20 protein-coding genes, 1 tRNA gene and 1 rRNA gene are annotated in these 16,975 nt (G+C 66.3%); 8 read left to right on the forward strand and 14 right to left on the reverse strand.

Features of this window, described 5'->3' with window-relative positions; genetic code table 11:
• The first annotated feature begins 53 nt into the window (after positions 1 to 53).
• Both VGI62_RS14940 and VGI62_RS14945 read left to right on the forward strand, forming a co-directional pair.
• Entirely contained in the window at positions 54 to 815 is a 762-nt protein-coding gene (locus VGI62_RS14940; protein WP_331505308.1) for an SDR family oxidoreductase, read from the forward strand.
• A 202-nt stretch (positions 816 to 1,017) separates the two neighbouring features.
• Positions 1,018 to 1,278 carry a hypothetical protein gene (locus VGI62_RS14945; RefSeq protein WP_331505309.1) on the forward strand — a complete coding sequence of 87 codons (261 nt, stop codon included), beginning with the start codon at positions 1,018 to 1,020 and terminating at the stop codon, positions 1,276 to 1,278.
• A gap of 3 nt (positions 1,279 to 1,281) precedes the next feature.
• Here the strand turns inward: VGI62_RS14945 and VGI62_RS14950 are convergent, their stop codons facing one another.
• The 7 genes from VGI62_RS14950 to VGI62_RS14980 are packed head-to-tail and all read right to left on the reverse strand — an operon-like array spanning position 1,282 to position 6,671.
• A complete protein-coding gene (locus tag VGI62_RS14950) occupies positions 1,282 to 2,097 on the reverse strand; it encodes a crotonase/enoyl-CoA hydratase family protein (protein ID WP_331505310.1) in 816 nt (271 codons plus the stop codon).
• A 19-nt stretch (positions 2,098 to 2,116) separates the two neighbouring features.
• Entirely contained in the window at positions 2,117 to 3,028 is a 912-nt protein-coding gene (locus tag VGI62_RS14955; RefSeq protein ID WP_331505311.1) for a glutathione S-transferase family protein, read from the reverse strand.
• On the reverse strand, positions 3,025 to 3,453 hold the full coding sequence (locus VGI62_RS14960; RefSeq protein WP_331505312.1) for a GNAT family N-acetyltransferase: 429 nt from the start codon (positions 3,451 to 3,453) through the stop codon (positions 3,025 to 3,027). The genes VGI62_RS14955 and VGI62_RS14960 overlap by 4 nt, the downstream gene beginning before the upstream one ends.
• A 4-nt stretch (positions 3,454 to 3,457) precedes the next feature.
• Positions 3,458 to 4,249, reverse strand: a complete 792-nt coding sequence (locus VGI62_RS14965) for a glutathione S-transferase family protein (protein ID WP_331505313.1) — start codon at positions 4,247 to 4,249, stop codon at positions 3,458 to 3,460.
• 10 nt (positions 4,250 to 4,259) lie between these two features.
• Positions 4,260 to 4,904 (reverse strand): glutathione S-transferase family protein, encoded by a 645-nt coding sequence (locus tag VGI62_RS14970; RefSeq protein WP_331505314.1) that lies wholly within the window; start codon positions 4,902 to 4,904, stop codon positions 4,260 to 4,262.
• Between the two features lie 2 nt (positions 4,905 to 4,906).
• The gene (locus tag VGI62_RS14975; RefSeq protein ID WP_331505315.1) at positions 4,907 to 5,704 is read right to left on the reverse strand and encodes an enoyl-CoA hydratase/isomerase family protein; all 798 of its coding nucleotides are present in this window, start codon (positions 5,702 to 5,704) and stop codon (positions 4,907 to 4,909) included.
• 1 nt (position 5,705) lies between these two features.
• Positions 5,706 to 6,671 (reverse strand): alpha/beta hydrolase, encoded by a 966-nt coding sequence (locus VGI62_RS14980; protein ID WP_331505316.1) that lies wholly within the window; start codon positions 6,669 to 6,671, stop codon positions 5,706 to 5,708.
• Positions 6,672 to 6,793: 122 nt separating this feature from the next.
• Here VGI62_RS14980 and VGI62_RS14985 point away from each other — a divergent pair, with 122 nt between their 5' ends.
• Genes VGI62_RS14985 through VGI62_RS14995 form a run of 3 tightly spaced genes read left to right on the forward strand, consistent with a single transcriptional unit; the run spans position 6,794 to position 9,108 of the window.
• Positions 6,794 to 7,606 (forward strand): enoyl-CoA hydratase/isomerase family protein, encoded by an 813-nt coding sequence (locus VGI62_RS14985; RefSeq protein WP_331505317.1) that lies wholly within the window; start codon positions 6,794 to 6,796, stop codon positions 7,604 to 7,606.
• A 3-nt stretch (positions 7,607 to 7,609) separates the two neighbouring features.
• Positions 7,610 to 8,341, forward strand: coding sequence for an SDR family NAD(P)-dependent oxidoreductase (locus VGI62_RS14990; protein ID WP_331505318.1), 732 nt, complete (start codon positions 7,610 to 7,612; stop codon positions 8,339 to 8,341).
• Positions 8,338 to 9,108 carry an SDR family NAD(P)-dependent oxidoreductase gene (locus VGI62_RS14995; RefSeq protein WP_331505319.1) on the forward strand — a complete coding sequence of 257 codons (771 nt, stop codon included), beginning with the start codon at positions 8,338 to 8,340 and terminating at the stop codon, positions 9,106 to 9,108. Before VGI62_RS14990 ends, VGI62_RS14995 begins: the two co-directional genes overlap by 4 nt.
• A 21-nt stretch (positions 9,109 to 9,129) precedes the next feature.
• On the opposite strand, the gene VGI62_RS15000 is transcribed toward VGI62_RS14995, so the two are convergent.
• A complete protein-coding gene (locus VGI62_RS15000) occupies positions 9,130 to 9,939 on the reverse strand; it encodes an enoyl-CoA hydratase/isomerase family protein (RefSeq protein WP_331505320.1) in 810 nt (269 codons plus the stop codon).
• A gap of 80 nt (positions 9,940 to 10,019) precedes the next feature.
• On the opposite strand from VGI62_RS15000, the gene VGI62_RS15005 reads away from it, so the two are divergent.
• Entirely contained in the window at positions 10,020 to 11,051 is a 1,032-nt protein-coding gene (locus VGI62_RS15005; protein ID WP_331505321.1) for a hypothetical protein, read from the forward strand.
• 276 nt (positions 11,052 to 11,327) lie between these two features.
• Positions 11,328 to 11,906, forward strand: coding sequence for a hypothetical protein (locus VGI62_RS15010; RefSeq protein ID WP_331505322.1), 579 nt, complete (start codon positions 11,328 to 11,330; stop codon positions 11,904 to 11,906).
• Between the two features lie 93 nt (positions 11,907 to 11,999).
• On the opposite strand, the gene VGI62_RS15015 is transcribed toward VGI62_RS15010, so the two are convergent.
• Positions 12,000 to 13,829: an NAD(P)/FAD-dependent oxidoreductase gene (locus VGI62_RS15015; protein WP_331505323.1), complete on the reverse strand. Its 1,830-nt coding sequence runs from the start codon at positions 13,827 to 13,829 to the stop codon at positions 12,000 to 12,002.
• A gap of 118 nt (positions 13,830 to 13,947) precedes the next feature.
• Entirely contained in the window at positions 13,948 to 14,442 is a 495-nt protein-coding gene (locus VGI62_RS15020; RefSeq protein WP_331505324.1) for an SRPBCC family protein, read from the reverse strand.
• Between the two features lie 162 nt (positions 14,443 to 14,604).
• On the opposite strand from VGI62_RS15020, the gene VGI62_RS15025 reads away from it, so the two are divergent.
• Entirely contained in the window at positions 14,605 to 15,645 is a 1,041-nt protein-coding gene (locus tag VGI62_RS15025) for an acetamidase/formamidase family protein (protein WP_331505325.1), read from the forward strand.
• 1 nt (position 15,646) lies between these two features.
• Here the strand turns inward: VGI62_RS15025 and VGI62_RS15030 are convergent, their stop codons facing one another.
• From VGI62_RS15030 to rrf, 4 genes are all read right to left on the reverse strand, one after another.
• Positions 15,647 to 16,063 (reverse strand): hypothetical protein, encoded by a 417-nt coding sequence (locus VGI62_RS15030; RefSeq protein ID WP_331505326.1) that lies wholly within the window; start codon positions 16,061 to 16,063, stop codon positions 15,647 to 15,649.
• 56 nt (positions 16,064 to 16,119) lie between these two features.
• Positions 16,120 to 16,611: a cupin domain-containing protein gene (locus VGI62_RS15035; protein WP_331505327.1), complete on the reverse strand. Its 492-nt coding sequence runs from the start codon at positions 16,609 to 16,611 to the stop codon at positions 16,120 to 16,122.
• 106 nt (positions 16,612 to 16,717) lie between these two features.
• A tRNA-Met gene (locus VGI62_RS15040) sits at positions 16,718 to 16,794 on the reverse strand.
• A 60-nt stretch (positions 16,795 to 16,854) separates the two neighbouring features.
• A 5S ribosomal RNA gene (gene rrf, locus VGI62_RS15045) occupies positions 16,855 to 16,969 on the reverse strand.
• Between the last annotated feature and the right edge of the window lie 6 nt (positions 16,970 to 16,975).

Consider the following 16,975-nt stretch of genomic DNA (forward strand, 5'->3'; position numbering starts at 1 on the left):
ACCTCGCGAGCGCGATGCTGGGCATTCGCGGACGTAAGGGCTATCCAGCGAGAATGCGGAGCGCAACAGTCAAGGTCGCGGTTGTCACCGGCGCAGGTAGCGGGATCGGCCGAGCTGTGGCGCTGGCGCTACTAAGGGCCGGCTGGTCAGTCGTCCTGGCGGGCCGCAGGAGCGAGTTGCTGGCAGAAACCGCGGCCCTGTCCGGAGACGCAAGGGACTGCGCCCTCTCCCATCCCACCGATGTCGCCGACCCAGCCTCGGTCGCGGCGCTCTTCGGGGCTACGAAAACCCGCTTCGGTCGCCTCGACCTGTTGTTCAACAACGCCGGGACCGGCGCGCCGCCCGTGCCCCTGGAGGACCTCTCCTTCGAGCACTGGAAGCGGGTCGTGGACATCAACCTGACGGGCGCGTTCCTTTGCACCCAGGCCGCTTTCCGGCTGATGAAGGATCAGGATCCGCGCGGTGGCCGGATCGTCAACAACGGCTCTATCTCGGCCCACGTCCCCAGGCCCCGGTCGGTGGCCTACACCGCCACCAAGCACGCGATCACAGGCCTGACCCGATCGACCTCGCTCGACGGGCGCGCCTACGGCATCGCCTGCGGCCAGATCGACATCGGCAACGCCGGGACCGACATGACGCGGGCGATGAGCAAGGGCGTCATGCAGGCAGATGGCTCGATCGCTGCAGAGCCGGTGATGGATGTCTCCGCTGTGGCCGATGCTGTTCTTTACATGGCCGGCCTGCCGCTCGAGGCCAACGTGCAGTTCATGACCGTGATGGCCACTGACATGCCTTTCATCGGCCGGGGCTAGCCCGACGTTATCCGTTCGAGCAGCGCACGCCACAATATTGTGCAATGCAGCGCCTGCTATTGCGTCGCACCATTTTCGATTGATCGGTATGGGGCGACCCGGCTATGGGTCGTTCCGGCGACAGGCTGACGTCAGTATCGAGCCGCCGCCGAAGGGAACGCCGTGAAAGGGGTTGTGAGCAACCTCAATCCGGACAGAAATCATGAACCGTATTGCTCTGCTGGCGGCCGCGGCCGCCCTCATCGCCCTTCCCGCCAGCGCGGAATCGATCCGCATCTCGACGGTCGGCAAGACTCCCACACAAGTGCGCAACGAGGTCTTCAAGGCGGCATACCGGCTGTGCGCCCAGGAAACCGTCGGCGCCACCTTCCGGGTCGAGGAAATGCGCGCCTGCGTCGACACCACCACCCGCGCCACCTACGCCCAGACGTCCAATCCGGACCTAAGGCTCGCCCGCCGGTAACCCCTAATCGGCAAACTGCGGGCTGCGTTTCTGCAGGTTCGCCGTCACGGCCTCAACCTGGTTGGCCGAGCCGATCAATGCGCCCTGCTCTTTGCTCTCCTGAAGCAGGATCGCATGTTGATCGCCCTCGCCCATCAGGTTGAGCAGCCGCTTGCCCGCGCGGATGGCATCGGGGTTCTTCGAGGCGATCTCGCTCGCCAGCGCCAGCGCCTCTGCGCGGGGGTCGGAGCAGACGCGGGTGGCCAGGCCCATGGCGACCGCCTCCTCGCCTGAGAAAATGCGTCCGGTCCAGGTGAGCTCGCGGGCTACGTCTTCGCGCACCAGGCCGCGCATCAGCACCATTCCGGCCATGTCGGGCACCAAGCCCCACTTGATCTCCAGGACCGCCAGCTTGGCGTCAGCGGCGACGAACCTTAGATCGCAGCCAAGGGCGAGTTGAAATCCCCCGCCAAAGGCTACGCCGTGCACCGCACCGATCACCGGAACCGGGATCTCGCGCCAGACCATGCACGCATGCTGGGCCCGGTTCGATCCGCCTTCGGTGCGCTTGGGCGTGAGCAGGGCCGAAGAGGTATCCCGGTTGCCGGTCCGCTCGCCCGACGCCATCGCCTGGAAGTTGCCCATGTCCAAACCCGCGCAGAAGGCGCGGCCCTCGCCGGACAGCACCACAGCCCGCAGGCCGGGCTCGGTTTTCAGCCGCTCGCCGGTCTCGATGAGCGCCGAGAACATGGCGTCATCGAGGGCGTTCATCTTGTCGGCGCGCACCAGCCGTACGTCTGCGACCCCACCCTGGATATCCACCGTCACACGGTCGTTCATCGAAAAGCCTCCGTTGATCCTAGGCCGCGGCCAGCAGGTAGCCGACGCGCGGGAAATGCACATGCACGACGTCGAGCTCGCCGCATTCGCGGGCAATTGTGATGCGCTCGGCGCTAGCCGTCACCAGCCGCCCCTCAATGGGATCGCGGCCATAGTCGTCGGCCCGGACGGTGACCGCCGCGCCGGGCTTCATGCCGGAGGGGTCGGCAGGATCGCACTGCGTCGCCTTGGCGGGCGCTGCGGCCGCGGCGGCCTGCAGGGCTTCCGCGCCGGTCATTTCAGTGCGTCGGCCATGTCCGAGCGCCTTGATCCGCTCACGCCAGGCGGTGGTCTTCGGCAAACCATCGAGCAGCACGCCGGCAATGGAAGGCGCGGCGCGCCCAAGCCACCAGATGTTCATGTAAGCTGCGATGTCCGCCAGCGAGGGCGTTGATCCCCCAAGAAAATCGTTGCTGGCCAGTCCCTGTTCGATCCAAGCTGCTTCCGCGCGCCATTGGGCCTTCATCGGCCCCGCAGCCGCCTGCATGGCGGCAACATCGAAGGGGCGACCGGAGAGCTTCTCGCGGTCGGCCACGAATTCCTTGGGCACGGCTGCGCCAATCTCGCCGAACACCACTGCCACCGTCGCCTGGAAGAACAACCGGTCGGCCCAGAGATTGACGGCCCAGTCGGCGCCGCGGACCACGGCGGGCTTGCGATACCTGGCTTCAATCTCCGCCAGGATCACCTGGGTGTCGCAGTAGACGTCGGCTCCGATCTGCATCACCGGGATGCGCCGATAGCCGCCGGTCAGCGGGATCAGGTCGGGCTTGGGCATGATCACCGGCTGGATCACCGAGCGCCAGGACAGCCCCTTGATCCCCAGCATGACCCGCACCTTCTCCGAAAACGGCGAGGTGTCGTAGTGGTGCAGGATAATTTCGTCGGTCATCTTTCATCACCCAAGTTGCGTCGCATGATGTGATCGCTGTGCCCGAGCGGCTTGTCGGGTATCGTGGCCACGGTCTCGAACCCGTGGCGAGCGTAGAAGTCCGGAGCCTGGAAGCTGTGGGTGGCGAGGTACATCACCTTGCAACCCCGCCGCCGGGCCAGTTCGACCGCCCGCTCCAGAAGGGCCGAGCCCAGTCCGCACCGCCGGCGATCAGCGCGAACCCAGCATTGTTTCAGCTCACCGGTTCCGCCCCAGGTATTGCCCGCGGCTGCCGCGACGATTTCGCCGGCCTCCTCGATGACGAGCCCGAAGTCCTTGCCGTCCCGGTAGCCGGTCGCCTGGCAGTTGAACTCGTAAAGGCGGTCATCGATGAAAGCCGTGTCGAGGTCGTGACGTTCGACAACGTGTGGGGCCTGCCCGGGCATCGGCCTACCGGAAACTCGGCGAAAAACGGATATTGCCGCGTTCCAGGCCCTTCAGCACCACTTCGATCCCGCCGGATTTGATCATCCACTCCAGGCGATGGTCGCGGTACTCGCGTTTGAACAGGCCCTGCTCGACCAGTTCGGCGACATTGGTCATCCCCGCGGTTCGCGGCATGGCGGCGATCTCGGCCACCGTGTCGACGACTGAGGGCCGCGCGTTGGCGCGGGCCAGCCAGTCCGCCAGCCTGGACCCCTGCGGCGGCGGATGACCATGCCCGGCCGACCCGTTGAGAAACGGGACCACTGCCAGGTCGCCCCAGCCGAAGGCGGCGCCGTTGAACCATTCGCGGCGCTCGAGTTGCCGCTCGAGCCACGCGAAAAAGCCGTCCAGCTGGCGGCCCGCCGCCTGTTCGATCGCCTTGGCGGCATCGCCCTCCGCGCGCTTGAACCAGCGCAGTTCCGAAAGCCCCCAGTTGATCGCTTCGAAATGGGTGTCCATCACCTCTTCGATGATCCGCACGCGGGCCTTTTCGGCCGCCGACGCCGGCAGCAACGGCGGGGTCGGGTAAGCGTCTTCGAGGTATTCCAGGATCACCGTGGAATCGAACACCGCCAGATCGCCATCCACAAGGGTCGGCACCTCGGTCCGCGGATTGGCTTCAGCGAAAGCGCCCTGCGCGCCGCCGGCGCCCAAACCTCCGGGCGAGACCGTCTCGAACGCCACGGCCTTTTCGCGCAGGGCGATCTTGACCTTCTGGCCGTAGGGCGAGAGCGGATGGTCGTAGAGGGTGATCATCGATGTGTCCTCACGCCGGGAAGGCCTCGGCGCCGGTTGGGGCGTGCCGCAACTGCGAGGCCTTCGCGGCCACGAAGCCGGGTCGCGCCTGCAGTCTGGCCCAATAGGCGGCGATGGCAGGCGTGAACTCCCCGTCGAGGCCCAACTGGGCGGCGAGCAACAGGGCGTAGCCGACGGAAATGTCCGCCGCAGTGAACCGGCCCGCGCAGAGCCAGTCGTGGTCCTGGAGAGCCCGGTCCACGGCCCTGAGCCTTGCCAGAAACCACTTGGCGTAGTCATCGGCGACGACCTCCGCCTTGCCCGGCTCGAAGCGGCGATAGCGCAGCACCAACGTCTGCGGGAAGGTCAGGGTCGCCTCGCCGAAATGCAGCCAGTTCAGCCAGGCGCCGTAGGCCGCGTCCTCCACCGGAACCGCAAGCGGGCTCGGCCCATAGCGTGTGACCAGGTACTGCACGATGGCGGCGGACTCGGTCATGAAGGTCTCGCCATCGACCAGCGCTGGAATGGTGCCGAGCGGATTTACCGCCATGAATTCCTTCGCCCGATAGCGCGGTGGGAACGGCATTACGATGAGCTCATAGCCAAGGCCCAGCTCCTCGAGCGCCCAGAGTGGGCGGAACGAGCGCGCGTCAGCGCAGTGGTAGAGCCGGATCACACCTAGCCCTCCCGCTTTGCATAGCGCGGCGACCGCTTCTCCAGGAAGGCGGCGACACCCTCCTGGAAGTCACCGTCGGAACTCGCCAGGATCTGGTTGCGGTCCTCCATGGCGATGACAGCCTCGAGCCCCTGCGCGTCGAGGGCGTGGTTCAGCGCCTCCTTGGTGAGCCGAAGCCCAAGCGGAGTGGCGTGCAGCATATCGTCTGCGAAGGCCCGCGCCTCGCTCGCCAAGCGGTCCTTGGGCACAACCCTGCTCACAAGACCCAGTTGATAGGCCCGCTCAGCGTCGATGAAACGGCCGGTCAGCATGTATTCCGCGGCGACCGAGGACCCCACCATCCGCGGCAGGAAGTAGCTCACGCCGATGTCGCAGGCTGAAAGCCCGATGCGGATGAAAGCGGCGTTCATTCGGACGCTGGGCGTTGCGATCCGGACATCGGAGGCCAGCGCCAAGGCGAAGCCACCGCCCGCCGCCGCCCCGTTCACGCACGCGATGATAGGCTGGGGGCACCGGCGCATCGCGATCACGATCTCGCTGATCTCGCGCTGGCGGGTCAGGCCGGAGCCGATCGACCGAGGAGCCTGTGGGTCGCCCCGCTCCTTGAGGTCCAGGCCCGCGCAGAAGGCCTCGCCGGCGCCCTGCAGCACGACCACACGGACGTCGCGCCGCCAGTAGAGCCCGACGAAGAACTCGCGAAGCTCGGTGACGAGGCCGCGGCTGAGGGCATTCAAGCGGGTCGGCCGATTCATGGTCGCCCAGACCACTTCGCCCTCCTGGTGCAGGTCCAGATCGGCCATTTCAGAGTCCTTTCAGCCAGGGGACGAGGATGGCGTTCACCTCCGCGGGCCGTTCCTGCTGGGTCCAGTGACCGCAGCCCGGCAGGACATGGACCCCGCGCAGATCGGTGACGTGCTGGCGCATCATCGCGGCGGGATCGGGGATGCGGCCGAAGCCGTTGAACGCCGGGTCGCGATCGCCGCCGATAAGCAAGGACGGCATCTCGAGCTTGCGGCCGCGAAACTGCTGCAGCCATTCGTAGTCGCGCTCGTGGTTCCGGTAGCGGCTGATTGGACCGAAGAACCCCGAGCGTTCGAACTCGCCCACGTAGTAGTCGAGGTCAGCCGACGTCAGCCAGGGCGGGAACACCTGCGGATCGACCATGCCTTCCAGCAAGGTCGCGCCGTGCTTTTTCTGCGGCCAGGTCCCGTCCGGCGCGTCGCCGCAGATGCCGTAGTAGAATTTGCGCAGGAAGCCGCGCACATCAGCCTGGGCTTCGGCCTCCGGGGGGCCGACCTCCTGGAACCAGGCCTGGTAGAAGAAGCGCCCCTTGTCGGTGAAGGCCTCGCGGAAGATCTCCGTGAAGGGCCGGTTCGGTACGCCCGAGAACGGCACCGAGAGCCCCGCCACCGCCGAAAACTGTTCCGGCCGGGAGAGCGCCGAGTTCCAGACGATCGGTGCGCCCCAGTCGTGCCCGACAAGGATCGCCGGCGCGCCCGGTTGCAGAGCCGCCGCGACGCCCACCACGTCGGCCGTCAGGCTCTCCATGTCGTAGGCCGCCACCTCCCCTGGCTTGTCCGAGCCGCCATAGCCGCGCACGTCTATGGCCGCGGCGGTGAATCCCGCCTCGGCGATCGCGGTGAGCTGATGGCGCCAGGAGAACCAGCTCTCCGGGAAGCCGTGCACCAGCACCACCAGGGGCCCGGCGCCTTGCAACGCCACGCGAAGCTGCACCTGGCCGGCGTCGATGGTTTTGAACTCGGGCATTTCGCCTCGCTCCCTATTGCCGCCATGCTCCGCGCTGGGCGCGACCGTGGCAAGGGTGACTTCGGGGAAGCGTTGACCTGACCTGCCGCCGTGCGACGATCATCCTGGGAAGGAAACAAAATATGGGTCAGCTCGTCGAACGAACGGCGGATTTCGACTGCGTGCTTTGCGCGCTCGAGGCGCACGTGGCCACCATCACCCTGAACCGGCCTGAGCGGCGCAACGCCTTGAACTATCGCGCCTATGACCAGCTGGAGGCCGCCTTTCGCGCCGCCTCTGCGGACCCGCAGGTGCGCGCGGTGATCGTCACCGGCGCCGATCCGGCGTTCTGCTCAGGTGACGACGTCGCCGAAATCATGGCCGGGCCCAAGTCGTTTTCCGCCCAGAAGGCGCCGGCCGAACCCAAGCCTACGCCCGCCGCCATGGCGGCGCTGGAATGTGGCAAGCCGGTGATCGCCGCGGTGAACGGCGCAGCCGTGGGCTGGGGCATGGAGCTGGCCCTCTTCGCCGACATTCGCATCGCCTCCGAAAAGGCGCGCTTCGCCGAGCTATTCGTGAAGCGGGGCCTGGTCTGCGACGTCGGCGGGTTCTACCGCCTCCCGGCGGTCGTCGGCCCGGCCAAGGCCGCCGAGTTGCTGTTCTCCGGAGAGATCATCGATGCCGCAGAAGCCCTGCGGATCGGCTTGGTCAGCGAGGTGACCGGACATGGCGACCTCATGGCGCGCGCGAGCGCGCTCGCCGGCCGCATCGCCGCCAACCCGCCACTGGCCGTGCAGCGCCTGAAGGAGGGCCTCAATCGCACCGCCCATGGCGACCCGCGCGAAATCGGGACCTGGGCGATCGCGGCCATCCGCGAGCTCATGCGGACGGACGACCACAAGGAAGGCGTCGCGAGCTTCCTGGAAAAACGCGAGCCGGTGTTCAGGGGACGCTAGGTCATGGGTGAGCTCGATTTCAGCGGCAAGGCCGCTTTGGTGGTGGGCGGCTCGAGCGGCATCGGCAATGGCATCGCGCACGCCTTTGTGGAGCGTGGCGCAGCCGTCCATGTCTGGGGCACGCGGCCGGGCGCGGCGGACTACGACGGCGTCGAGGGGTCGAACCTCAACGGCCTGGCCTACCAGCAGGTCGACGTCGGCGACCGCGGCCAGGTCGAGGCGGCAGCAGGCCCGAACGCCCTCGACATCCTGGTCCTCTGCCAAGGGACCGTGGTCTACCGCCGCGGAGAGTTCCAGCCCGAAGGCTGGGACCGGGTGATGGCGGTCAACCTCGACAGCCTGATGGCCTGCGCCATGAAGTTTCACGACACGCTGGCCGCCCGCCGGGGCGTCATCATCATTGTGAGCTCGGTTTCCGGCTACACCTCCAATCGCGGCAATCCGGCCTATGCAGCGTCCAAGGCCGGCGCGGTAAGCCTGACAAAGACGCTGGGCGAGGCCTGGGCGCGCGATGGGATCCGCGTGGTTGGACTGGCCCCGGGCCTGGTCGACACCAAGCTCACCAAGGTCACCACCGAGCATCCCGAGCGCCGGGAAGGCGCCCTGCGATCGATCCCGCTCGGGCGCATGGGTACGCCGCAGGATATGGCCGGAGCAGCCTTGTTCCTCGCCTCGCCTCTGGCCGCCTACGTGGTCGGCCAGACCCTGATCGTTGACGGAGGCCTTAGCCTATGACCGAGAACGCGCGTTCCGTCGCCGGATCCACCGTCCTGATCACCGGTGCGGCCAGCGGCATGGGCCGAGCGACCGCCGAGGTGTTCGCAGCCGAGGGCGCGCACGTGGCGCTCACCGACATCGCCGCGGAGAGCGTGCGAGAAGTTGCCGACGACTTGGTCCACCGCGGTTTCAGCGCCGAGGCCTGGACGCTGGATGTCGCCGACGGCGAGGCCATCGCCAGTGTCGTCGTCCTGGTGGCCGAGCGGTTCGGCGGGCTCGACATCGTGGTCAACAACGCCGGCGTCGGCGGCTTCTCGGCAATCGACGCGGACAGCTACGAAGCCGTCTGGACGCGCGCGCTCGGCGTCATGCTGACCTCGCACCAGCGGATCGTGCGCGCGGCTTTGCCTTATCTGCGCAAGTCGGGCGCCGCGCGCATCGTCAACATCGCCTCGACCGAGGCGCTTGGCGCGACCGCCCGAGACAGCGCCTACGCCGCGGCCAAGGCCGGCGTCACCGGCCTGACTCGCGCGCTCGCCGTTGAGCTCGGGCGCGAGGGGATCACCGTCAACTGCATCTGCCCCGGCCCGATCCTCACCGGCATGACCGAGGCCATCCCTGAGGCTGACCGCCAGACCTTCGCCAAGCGCCGCACCGCCCTGGGGCGCTATGGCCGCCCCGATGAGGTGGCCCACATCACGCTCAGCCTCTGCCTGCCCGCCGCCTCTTACATCACCGGCGCGACGATCCCGGTGGACGGCGGGCTGATGGCGCGCAACGCCTAGGAGTCGCGCCGGAGCGTCGGCCTAATCGCCCTTGAATTTGCCAGGCCGCTTCTCACGGAAGGCCGCGATACCCTCGCGATAATCGCCGGTCCGGCTCATGAGCAGATACTGGTCACGGTCCATGTAGATGCTCGCCTGCGCGTTGGCCGCCGCGATGGCGTTGACCGCCTCCTTGGTCATTCGCGCCGGCAACGGCGGGAGAGCAGCGACCTTGTCGGCCCAGCGGCGAGCGGCGGCGAGCGCCTGGCCATCCGCCGTCACCTCGTCGGCAAGGCCCCAAGCGATGCAACGCCCGGCATCGCAAGGCTCGCCGAACATCACGTACTGCTTGGCGCGCGAAGGCCCGGCCAGCGCCACGAGCTTGGGCAGCGTGCGCCAGCTCATGTTCATGCCCAGCGGGACCTCCGGCAGGCGCATGTAGGCGGAAGCCCCCATCACCCGGAAGTCGCAGGAAACCGCCAACGCGCTGGCGCCGCCGATGCAGTAGCCCTCGATGGCGACGATGGTCACGGCCTCGATCTCCTCCCATGCCGCGCAGAGGTCCGGCCCGGCCATCACGGTTCGCCTGGCTTCCAGCAGGGTTGGTTGGGCGGCCCGGGTCCGGCTCGCCGAAAGATCCGCCCCGGCGGAGAAGTAGCTCTCGGTCCCGGTCAGGATCACCGCCGGCACGTCGGTCCGCCGCCGAAGGAGCCGCGCCACCTCGGTGAGTTCCTCCATCAGTTCGCCGTTCAGCGCGTTGCGGGCCTCGGGCCTGGCCAGCCTCACCTCGACGATCGCCTCGCGGCGGCTGAGCGCGATGTGCGCCCAGGTTCTGTCGAAGAGCTCCTCCATCTATGTCTCCTTTGAGCCGTTCGCTCGACGATACACGAGCCGACTTGCAAGCCGAGCCATGCGGGCGAACTATCCCCTCCATGCACAGCCTGACGCGACCCCTCGCCCGCCTTGCTTTCGCCGCCCTGCTGAGCGCCTCGGCTGCGGCCCACGCCGCCGACTACCACGCGCCGCACAACAGCTTCGGGCAGCCGGACCTACAGGGCACCTGGACGAATGCTTCGCTGACGAGCCTGCAGCGGCCGGCGATGTTCAAATCCCTGACGCTCACAGAGGCCGAGGCTGTCGCATTGGAAAAGCGCCGGGCCGCGGCTCGCGCCGCCCAGGACCGGCCCACCGATCCCAAGTCCGGCGCCCCGCCCGCCGCCAATGATCCGGGCGGCTATAACGCCTCGTGGACTGACCCAGGCATTGCGCTGGGACGCATCAACGGCCAGGTCCGCACGTCTTGGATCGTTGACCCGGCGAACGGCCAGCTGCCGTACAGCCCGGCCGGACGGAAGGCCTATGTCGATGCCCTGCGCAAGGCCCGGAACAGCTGGGATGGCCCGGAAAACCGCCCCTTGGGCGAGCGGTGCATCCTGGGTTTCGGCTCGACGGCCGGCCCCCCGATGCTGAACGTGCTCTACAACAACAACTACCAGATCGTACAATCGAAGGACGCCGTGGCGATCCTGGTCGAGATGAACCACGACGCGCGCATCGTACGGCTCACTGACCGCAAGCACCCGCAGGCCGATATCCGCCCCTGGATGGGCGACAGCGTCGGCTGGTGGGAAGGCGACAGCCTGGTCGTCGAGACCACCAACTTCAATCCAGGCGAGAGCCTTCGGCCCTATTTCAACAACTCGATCCTATTGTCGCCGAACGCCAGGGTGACCGAGCGGTTCACGCGCATTTCCCCCACCCAGATCCTGTATCAGTTCGCCATCGACGACCCGGCCACATACAGCCAGGTCTGGAAGGCCGAGATGCCCCTGAACGCCACCAAGGGCCCCGTTTACGAGTACGCCTGTCATGAGGGCAACTATGCCTTGCCCGGGATTCTGGCTGGCGCCCGGCACGCCGAGAAAGAGGGCCGCGCGCCGGAAACCGTCGACGTCAGCGAATAGTCCGACGAGGCGCAGGCGGGCGCGGGAGGTGTCGGCAAGCTGTTACGAGATTTCTCGCCGACTATGGGGCCCAAAAAGCTCACGTCTGGAGTTTTCGTCTACCCTGGGTGTGATAGATTGCCATCACACAAGATTTGACGCCTATCCTAAGTTGTGATGTCGGTATCTAGAGTGATTCTGGGCCCGCGTCTGGCAAACGAGCGACTAGTCAAGTCATCGCGCGAACTGGAGGCTGGTGCTTCTTGGCGAAATAGAACCGGCAGGGGCGACGACGCTATGGCCGTGCACGACATGAACCAGCCCTACATGATCTATGAAGGGCCGCTCCCACCGCACCTTACGCGGCCTCCGCAAAAAGCGGAGGAAGATGAAGAATATCTGGATCCCCTGGAGGATGCCCCCGCCGGTATTTCCGGCCTCGCCACCCTGCTCGCCGTGTTCCTCGCGCTGGCGGTTGGGGTAGGGCTTGGGGTCTGGCTGACGCCGATCCTGCGGCCGGCGCCGATCGCCACCGTCGCGAGCCTGACGAACGCGCCACCGCCCAACCTCATTACGCCCGCGACAGAGCTTGGGGTTCCACCCCCGCAGATCGAGGCTGCCCCCCCGCTCGGCGCGAAGGCGCGCCCGCCGGCCTTGCCAATGGCCGAGAGCGCCCCCGCCGCCCAGCCACTGCCGAAGACTGCTCCGATAGCCAAGCCCCCCGCCGTGCGCGTGGCGAAGTCCCGGTGGGCGGCGAGGCCGGTGGCGCACAAGACGGCGCACAAGAAATACAAGCCACACCCGCCCAATGATCTGGCTTTGGCCTACGCGCAGCGCAGCGCCGCAATGAGCGGTCTGGAAGATCCCCCGCACTGAGCCGGGTCCGATCTATGAATGCACCAGCACGGGGGAACCAAGAGCCGGCAAACGTCCCGGCCGACACCGGCGCAAAGGTGAAGAAGGCTACGGCTAGTTCAGCTCCAGTCCGGCCAAAGACCCTTCCGCCCGCCAGTCCTCCAACAGCTTGACGAACGCCACCGGCCCTGCGCCATAGGAGCCGTTTCGCGCGCTCATAGCCTGCACGTTGCCCTCGTTGTTGTAGTAGCCGGGCGTGCATTCCTCGAGGAACTTCTGCCGCATTATCGACAGGTCGATGATCGTCTGCACCCAGGCGTTCTCGGCCTCTTCCGAAGCTTCGATCAGCCGAACCTGATGGTCGGCGGCGTGCTTCAGGATGTAGGCGATATGCTTGGATTGTTCGTTGATCATGTGCGGGAAGTTCGCTGTGAACCCCGACTGCGTGTTTGAGATGATGAAGCAGTTTGGAAAACCACGGCTGTGCAGGCCATGCAGGGTGGACGCCCCGCCCCGCCACTTTTCAGACAGGGTCAGGCCATCGCGCCCATGCAACTCATAGCCTGAGCGGCGGGTGTATTCGGTGCCCACCTCGAAACCGGTCGCGTAGATGAGGCAGTCGAGCTCGTACTCGACGCCATTGGCGACCACGCCCTTTTCGGTGATGGCCTCGACGCCTTTGCCCTGCGTGTCGATCAGGTGAACGCTCGGCCGATTGAAGGTCGCCAGATATTCGTCGTGGAAACACGGCCGCTTGCAGAACTGGTTGTAGTAGGGCTTCAGCGCCTCAGCCGTCGCCGGATCGGCGACGACACTGTCCACGCGGGCGCGGACCTGCTCCATTTTCCTGAAATCGGCGAGCTGCATCAGCGCGGCCGGGTCCTCGACGACCTCGCCGGCGGCCATCTTCTTGCGGGCAAGCAGCAGGATGTTGCCGATAATGTCCGTCCAGCCGTCGTTGACCAGGTCCTCTTCCTGGAAACCGCCGGAGACCAGGACATTGAAGTTGTCCATGCGCCGTTGCTGCCAACCGGCCTCGAGGCTCCTGGCCCACTCCGGATCGGTGGGTCGGTTGTTGCGGACATCGATCGAAGACGGTGTGCGCTGGAAGACGTAGAGTTCGGCGGCGGCCTCGCCCAGGTGGGGCACGCATTGCACCGCGGTAGCGCCGGTGCCGATTACACCCACCCGTTTGCCCTTCAGACCGCTCAGCCCCCCCTCGTTTGTGCCGCCGGTGTAGCCGTAGTCCCAACGGCTGGTGTGGAATGAGTGTCCCTTGAAGCTTTCGATGCCCGGGATTCCAGGCAGCTTCGGGCGGTGTAGCGGCCCGTTGGCCATGACGACGAAGCGCGCCTGAAGCGCGTCGCCTCGGTTGGTGCTCACGATCCAGCGCGCCGAGGTGTCGTCCCAGCGCATTCCGGTGACTTCGGTCTGGAAGAGGGCGCCCTTGTAGAGGTCGAAGTGTTCGCCAATGGCGCGGCTGTGGGCCAGGATCTCCGGCGCGCGCGAGTATTTTTCCTTCGGCACGTAGCCGATCTCTTCAAGCAGCGGCAGGTAGACATAGCTCTCGATGTCGCAAGCCGCGCCCGGATAGCGGTTCCAGTACCAGGTGCCGCCGAAGTCGCCGCCCTTCTCTATGATGCGGATGTCGCTGAGGCCGGCTTGGCGCAGGCGTGCTGCGGCCAACTGGCCGCCGAACCCGCCACCGACCACCACCACCTCAACCTCATCGGTCAGCGGCGCTCGGCTGAAGCCGGGCTCCACATAGGGATCGTCGAGGTAGTGGGCGAACTGGCCGGTGATCTCGCGATATTGGGCATTCGCGTCGGCCCGCAGGCGCTTGTCACGTTCCTCGCGATACTTCGCATGCAGGGCTTCAGGATCGAAGCCGAGGTCATCGACGGGCGTGGTGTCGGTCGCCACGGAGTCAAGCGTGTCGGTCATGGCCTACGTGTTCCCTCGGCGTTTTCGCCATAAGGCTAGGGGTGACGCGGCGACAATCAAGGCTGCATTCGCATGCGCCATACCGCAACAACGAAGACCGGCGCTCAAAGGAAACTCGTCAGGTAGAGACCGCGCCCGCCCGTTCCTCTGATACGCGCTTGAGGCTGGCCAACCCCTCCTCGAACTGCGGTCCGACAAGCTTGTCCATGCTGAAGAAGAGCCCCATGACCTTCGACATGAAGGTGTTCGGGCCGTACATCGCCCAGGTCACCTTGGTCCCCGAGGCATGCGGCTCGAGGCTGAATTCGGCGGTGTTGTGCGCCGTCATCGGCTTGCTGAAGTCGAGCTGGATGACGATCTTGGACGGCGCATCCGACTGGAGGATCTCCATCCGTCCAGACCCCGCCTTTTTACCGACCCAGCCGTAGGCCGCGCCCTTGCCGTGGGGCGGCCCGGAGTAGGTCTTGGCGAGGTTCGCATCCATTTTCTCGTAGGGAGACCAGACTTCCCAGGCGTGGAAGTCGTCGATGTAGGGGAAAATCGCTTGTGGCGAAGCGGCGATCGTCGTCGAACGCTCTACGCGGAATACGTCGGCGGTGATTGATCCGGCCATGACATCCACTCTCCTTGTCCAGACGCTCATCTGAAAGACGGTCCACCATCTTCCAGGCCGACAGGACCGGCAAATTCTTTGGGGACACGGCCGCCTTGCATGGCTGTCCGGCCGCGACCAATAGTCGGCTCACCGCTGATGCGGCCCCAGGGAGCCTCTTGAATGTCCGACTATTTTAAGCCCGCGGCCGCCGTGGCCCTGGCCGCTGTTCTCTTTGCGGGCGTCGCAAGCGCTCAGGCGACAGGCCAGACCTTCACCCTGGAGGCCACGCCCCAGACCATCGCCTGGGGCAACTATGACGCGGCAGCCAAGCCCGCGCTCACCGTTCACTCGGGCGACACCGTCGTGGTCCACACGCTCCTGACCAACAGCCCGACCGGTCTTGAGCGGAACGGCGTACCGCCCGACCAGGTGGAGGCCTCGCTGCGCGATGTCTACGCCAATGTCCCCGCCTCAGCCCGTGGCCCTGGCGGCCACATCCTGACTGGCCCGATCGCTGTCGACGGCGCCGAGCCCGGCGACACGCTGGAAATTCGGATCCTGAAGATCGATCTGGCGATCCCCTACGCCTACAACGGGTTCCGCTACGGCGCGGGAATCCTGACCGACGACTTCCCGTATTCGCGGACCAAGATCATCCCGCTCGACAAGGCAAAGATGGTCGCCCGGTTCGGACCGGGGATCACCATCCCGCTGCACCCGTTCTTCGGCAGCATGGGCGTCGCGCCCCCGCCTGGCTTCGGCCGCTATGACTCAACCCCTCCGACCATCAATGGCGGCAATATGGACAACAAGGAGCTGGTCGCAGGAACGACTCTGTTCCTGCCGGTTCACGCGACGGGCGCGCTCTTCGAGGTGGGAGACGGTCACGCCGGCCAGGGCAACGGCGAGGTTGACGTCACCGCCATGGAGACCTCGCTTGTCGGCACGCTTCAGTTCGTTCTGCACAAGGGCCAGGCGTCTTCCTACCCGCGCGCCGAGACGCCGACCCACTACGTCGCCATGGGCTTCGACGACGACCTCTCGATCGCCGCGCACAAGGCGGTGCGCGAGATGGTCGACTTTCTGGTCGCCGCCAAAGGGATGACTCGCGATGACGCCTACATGTTGGTGAGCGTCGCCGGCGACGTCGACATCACCGAGGTGGTGGACCGAAACAAGGGCGTCCACGTGATGATGCCCAAGGCGATCTTCTCGAAGTAACTCAGCCGCCCACGCCGCGCCCCAGGACGAAGCCCGCCGCCAGGCCGGCGAGCAGCAGGCGTGCGCCATAGCCAAGGCAGTGGGCGAGCGTAATCTTCGGGTCCATTTTGACGAACATATTGGCGACGATGATCACGACCGGCGGTCCGGCAAGCCAGGCGAGCGCGCCGACCGCCAGACCGCCAGCGATCGAAGTGACCTGGGCGATGACGCATAGGCCAACGACCGCGGCCGTCATCAGATAACCCAGGATCGAAGACCAGATGATCGCGCCGCGGCTGCGGCCCTCGCGCACACCCGGCCGCCAGACTTCCGGATATGTGTTGTAGGCGTCATGGAAAAGGACGCCCATGAACAGCCAGTCTGTAAGCGAGCCCAGCGTTCCCGCCACCACGACTGAGGCGATCAGCATCAACATGGCAAGCCCCTCCCCCGGTCATTCCCGGGCCTCAGCCTAAACACGGGGAGGCGCCGCTATTGCGGTGCAGGGGTGGGTTTCGCCTCGAACTTGAAGGCCAGATAGCGGAAAGTCCCGCCCTTCGGCGTCACCTGGTGGGGTGACCCGGCCGGAATCCACAGGACATCGCCCGGCGCCAGCTGATAGCTGCGGCCGCCTGCGATCGTTCCGCCGCGCCACTCGCCGGGCGCGGTCCGACGGTTGCCCGTGACCTTTCCACCCACCCGCGCCGTCGCATGGCCGGCTTGGACCACGAACTCATCGTTGAGACGTTCGTGCACCTCGACCTCGCCCGGTCCATCGCGGCGCGCAGCCAGAACCGTCGCACCCGGCCCGGTCGGCACCGGCGCCGTTGCGAGACCGTCCTTGGGTTTTTCGACCAGGCCGGCGAGTTCCGCCGCAGAGACGTAGTGACCTTCATCGGGCGCCTGCGCGCCGGCAGGAAAGGCAAGCGCCATAGCGAGGAAAGCGCCCAGCGACAGTCGCTTTAGGCCTTGGATATTGTACATCGCGCGCTCCGGCTGCGGCTTGATCAAGTCTAAGCCAAATATTCATGGGGTCGGAACACGCACAACGAAAAACGGCCCCCGCGTCAGCAGGGGCCGTTTTCAAACTTGGGTGCGGGGACAGGATTTGAACCTGTGACCTTCAGGTTATGAGCCTGACGAGCTACCGGGCTGCTCCACCCCGCGGCAAAGCCTTGGGTCTGGCATCGTGAATTGAAGGGTCTGAATCTCACATCCGTTTGGTAGACCTGGCGGCGACCTACTCTCCCGCGCCTTAAGACGAAGTACCATCGGCCCAGAGGGGCTTAACGACCGAGTTCGGAATGGGATCGGGTGGGGACCCCCCGGCAAAACCACCAGGTCAACG

The organism is Phenylobacterium sp., assembly GCF_036495085.1.
Classification (GTDB): Bacteria; Pseudomonadota; Alphaproteobacteria; order Caulobacterales; family Caulobacteraceae; genus Phenylobacterium.

Bases quoted from the DNA above. Each gene is read 5' to 3' on its own strand.
- VGI62_RS15000 (WP_331505320.1), bottom strand. From the start codon at position 9,939: ATGGAGGAGCTCTTCGACAGAACCTGGGCGCACATCGCGCTCAGCCGC.
- VGI62_RS14955 (WP_331505311.1), bottom strand. From the start codon at position 3,028: ATGACCGACGAAATTATCCTGCACCACTACGACACCTCGCCGTTTTCG.
- VGI62_RS14990 (WP_331505318.1), top strand. From the start codon at position 7,610: ATGGGTGAGCTCGATTTCAGCGGCAAGGCCGCTTTGGTGGTGGGCGGC.
- VGI62_RS14985 (WP_331505317.1), top strand. From the start codon at position 6,794: ATGGGTCAGCTCGTCGAACGAACGGCGGATTTCGACTGCGTGCTTTGC.
- VGI62_RS14940 (WP_331505308.1), top strand. From the start codon at position 54: ATGCGGAGCGCAACAGTCAAGGTCGCGGTTGTCACCGGCGCAGGTAGC.
- VGI62_RS15010 (WP_331505322.1), top strand. From the start codon at position 11,328: ATGGCCGTGCACGACATGAACCAGCCCTACATGATCTATGAAGGGCCG.
- VGI62_RS15015 (WP_331505323.1), bottom strand. From the start codon at position 13,829: ATGACCGACACGCTTGACTCCGTGGCGACCGACACCACGCCCGTCGAT.
- VGI62_RS15025 (WP_331505325.1), top strand. From the start codon at position 14,605: ATGTCCGACTATTTTAAGCCCGCGGCCGCCGTGGCCCTGGCCGCTGTT.
- VGI62_RS14945 (WP_331505309.1), top strand. From the start codon at position 1,018: ATGAACCGTATTGCTCTGCTGGCGGCCGCGGCCGCCCTCATCGCCCTT.
- VGI62_RS14960 (WP_331505312.1), bottom strand. From the start codon at position 3,453: ATGCCCGGGCAGGCCCCACACGTTGTCGAACGTCACGACCTCGACACG.
- VGI62_RS15020 (WP_331505324.1), bottom strand. From the start codon at position 14,442: ATGGCCGGATCAATCACCGCCGACGTATTCCGCGTAGAGCGTTCGACG.
- VGI62_RS14975 (WP_331505315.1), bottom strand. From the start codon at position 5,704: ATGGCCGATCTGGACCTGCACCAGGAGGGCGAAGTGGTCTGGGCGACC.
- VGI62_RS14980 (WP_331505316.1), bottom strand. From the start codon at position 6,671: ATGCCCGAGTTCAAAACCATCGACGCCGGCCAGGTGCAGCTTCGCGTG.
- VGI62_RS15030 (WP_331505326.1), bottom strand. From the start codon at position 16,063: ATGTTGATGCTGATCGCCTCAGTCGTGGTGGCGGGAACGCTGGGCTCG.
- VGI62_RS15005 (WP_331505321.1), top strand. From the start codon at position 10,020: ATGCACAGCCTGACGCGACCCCTCGCCCGCCTTGCTTTCGCCGCCCTG.
- VGI62_RS14995 (WP_331505319.1), top strand. From the start codon at position 8,338: ATGACCGAGAACGCGCGTTCCGTCGCCGGATCCACCGTCCTGATCACC.
- VGI62_RS14965 (WP_331505313.1), bottom strand. From the start codon at position 4,249: ATGATCACCCTCTACGACCATCCGCTCTCGCCCTACGGCCAGAAGGTC.
- VGI62_RS14950 (WP_331505310.1), bottom strand. From the start codon at position 2,097: ATGAACGACCGTGTGACGGTGGATATCCAGGGTGGGGTCGCAGACGTA.
- VGI62_RS15035 (WP_331505327.1), bottom strand. From the start codon at position 16,611: ATGTACAATATCCAAGGCCTAAAGCGACTGTCGCTGGGCGCTTTCCTC.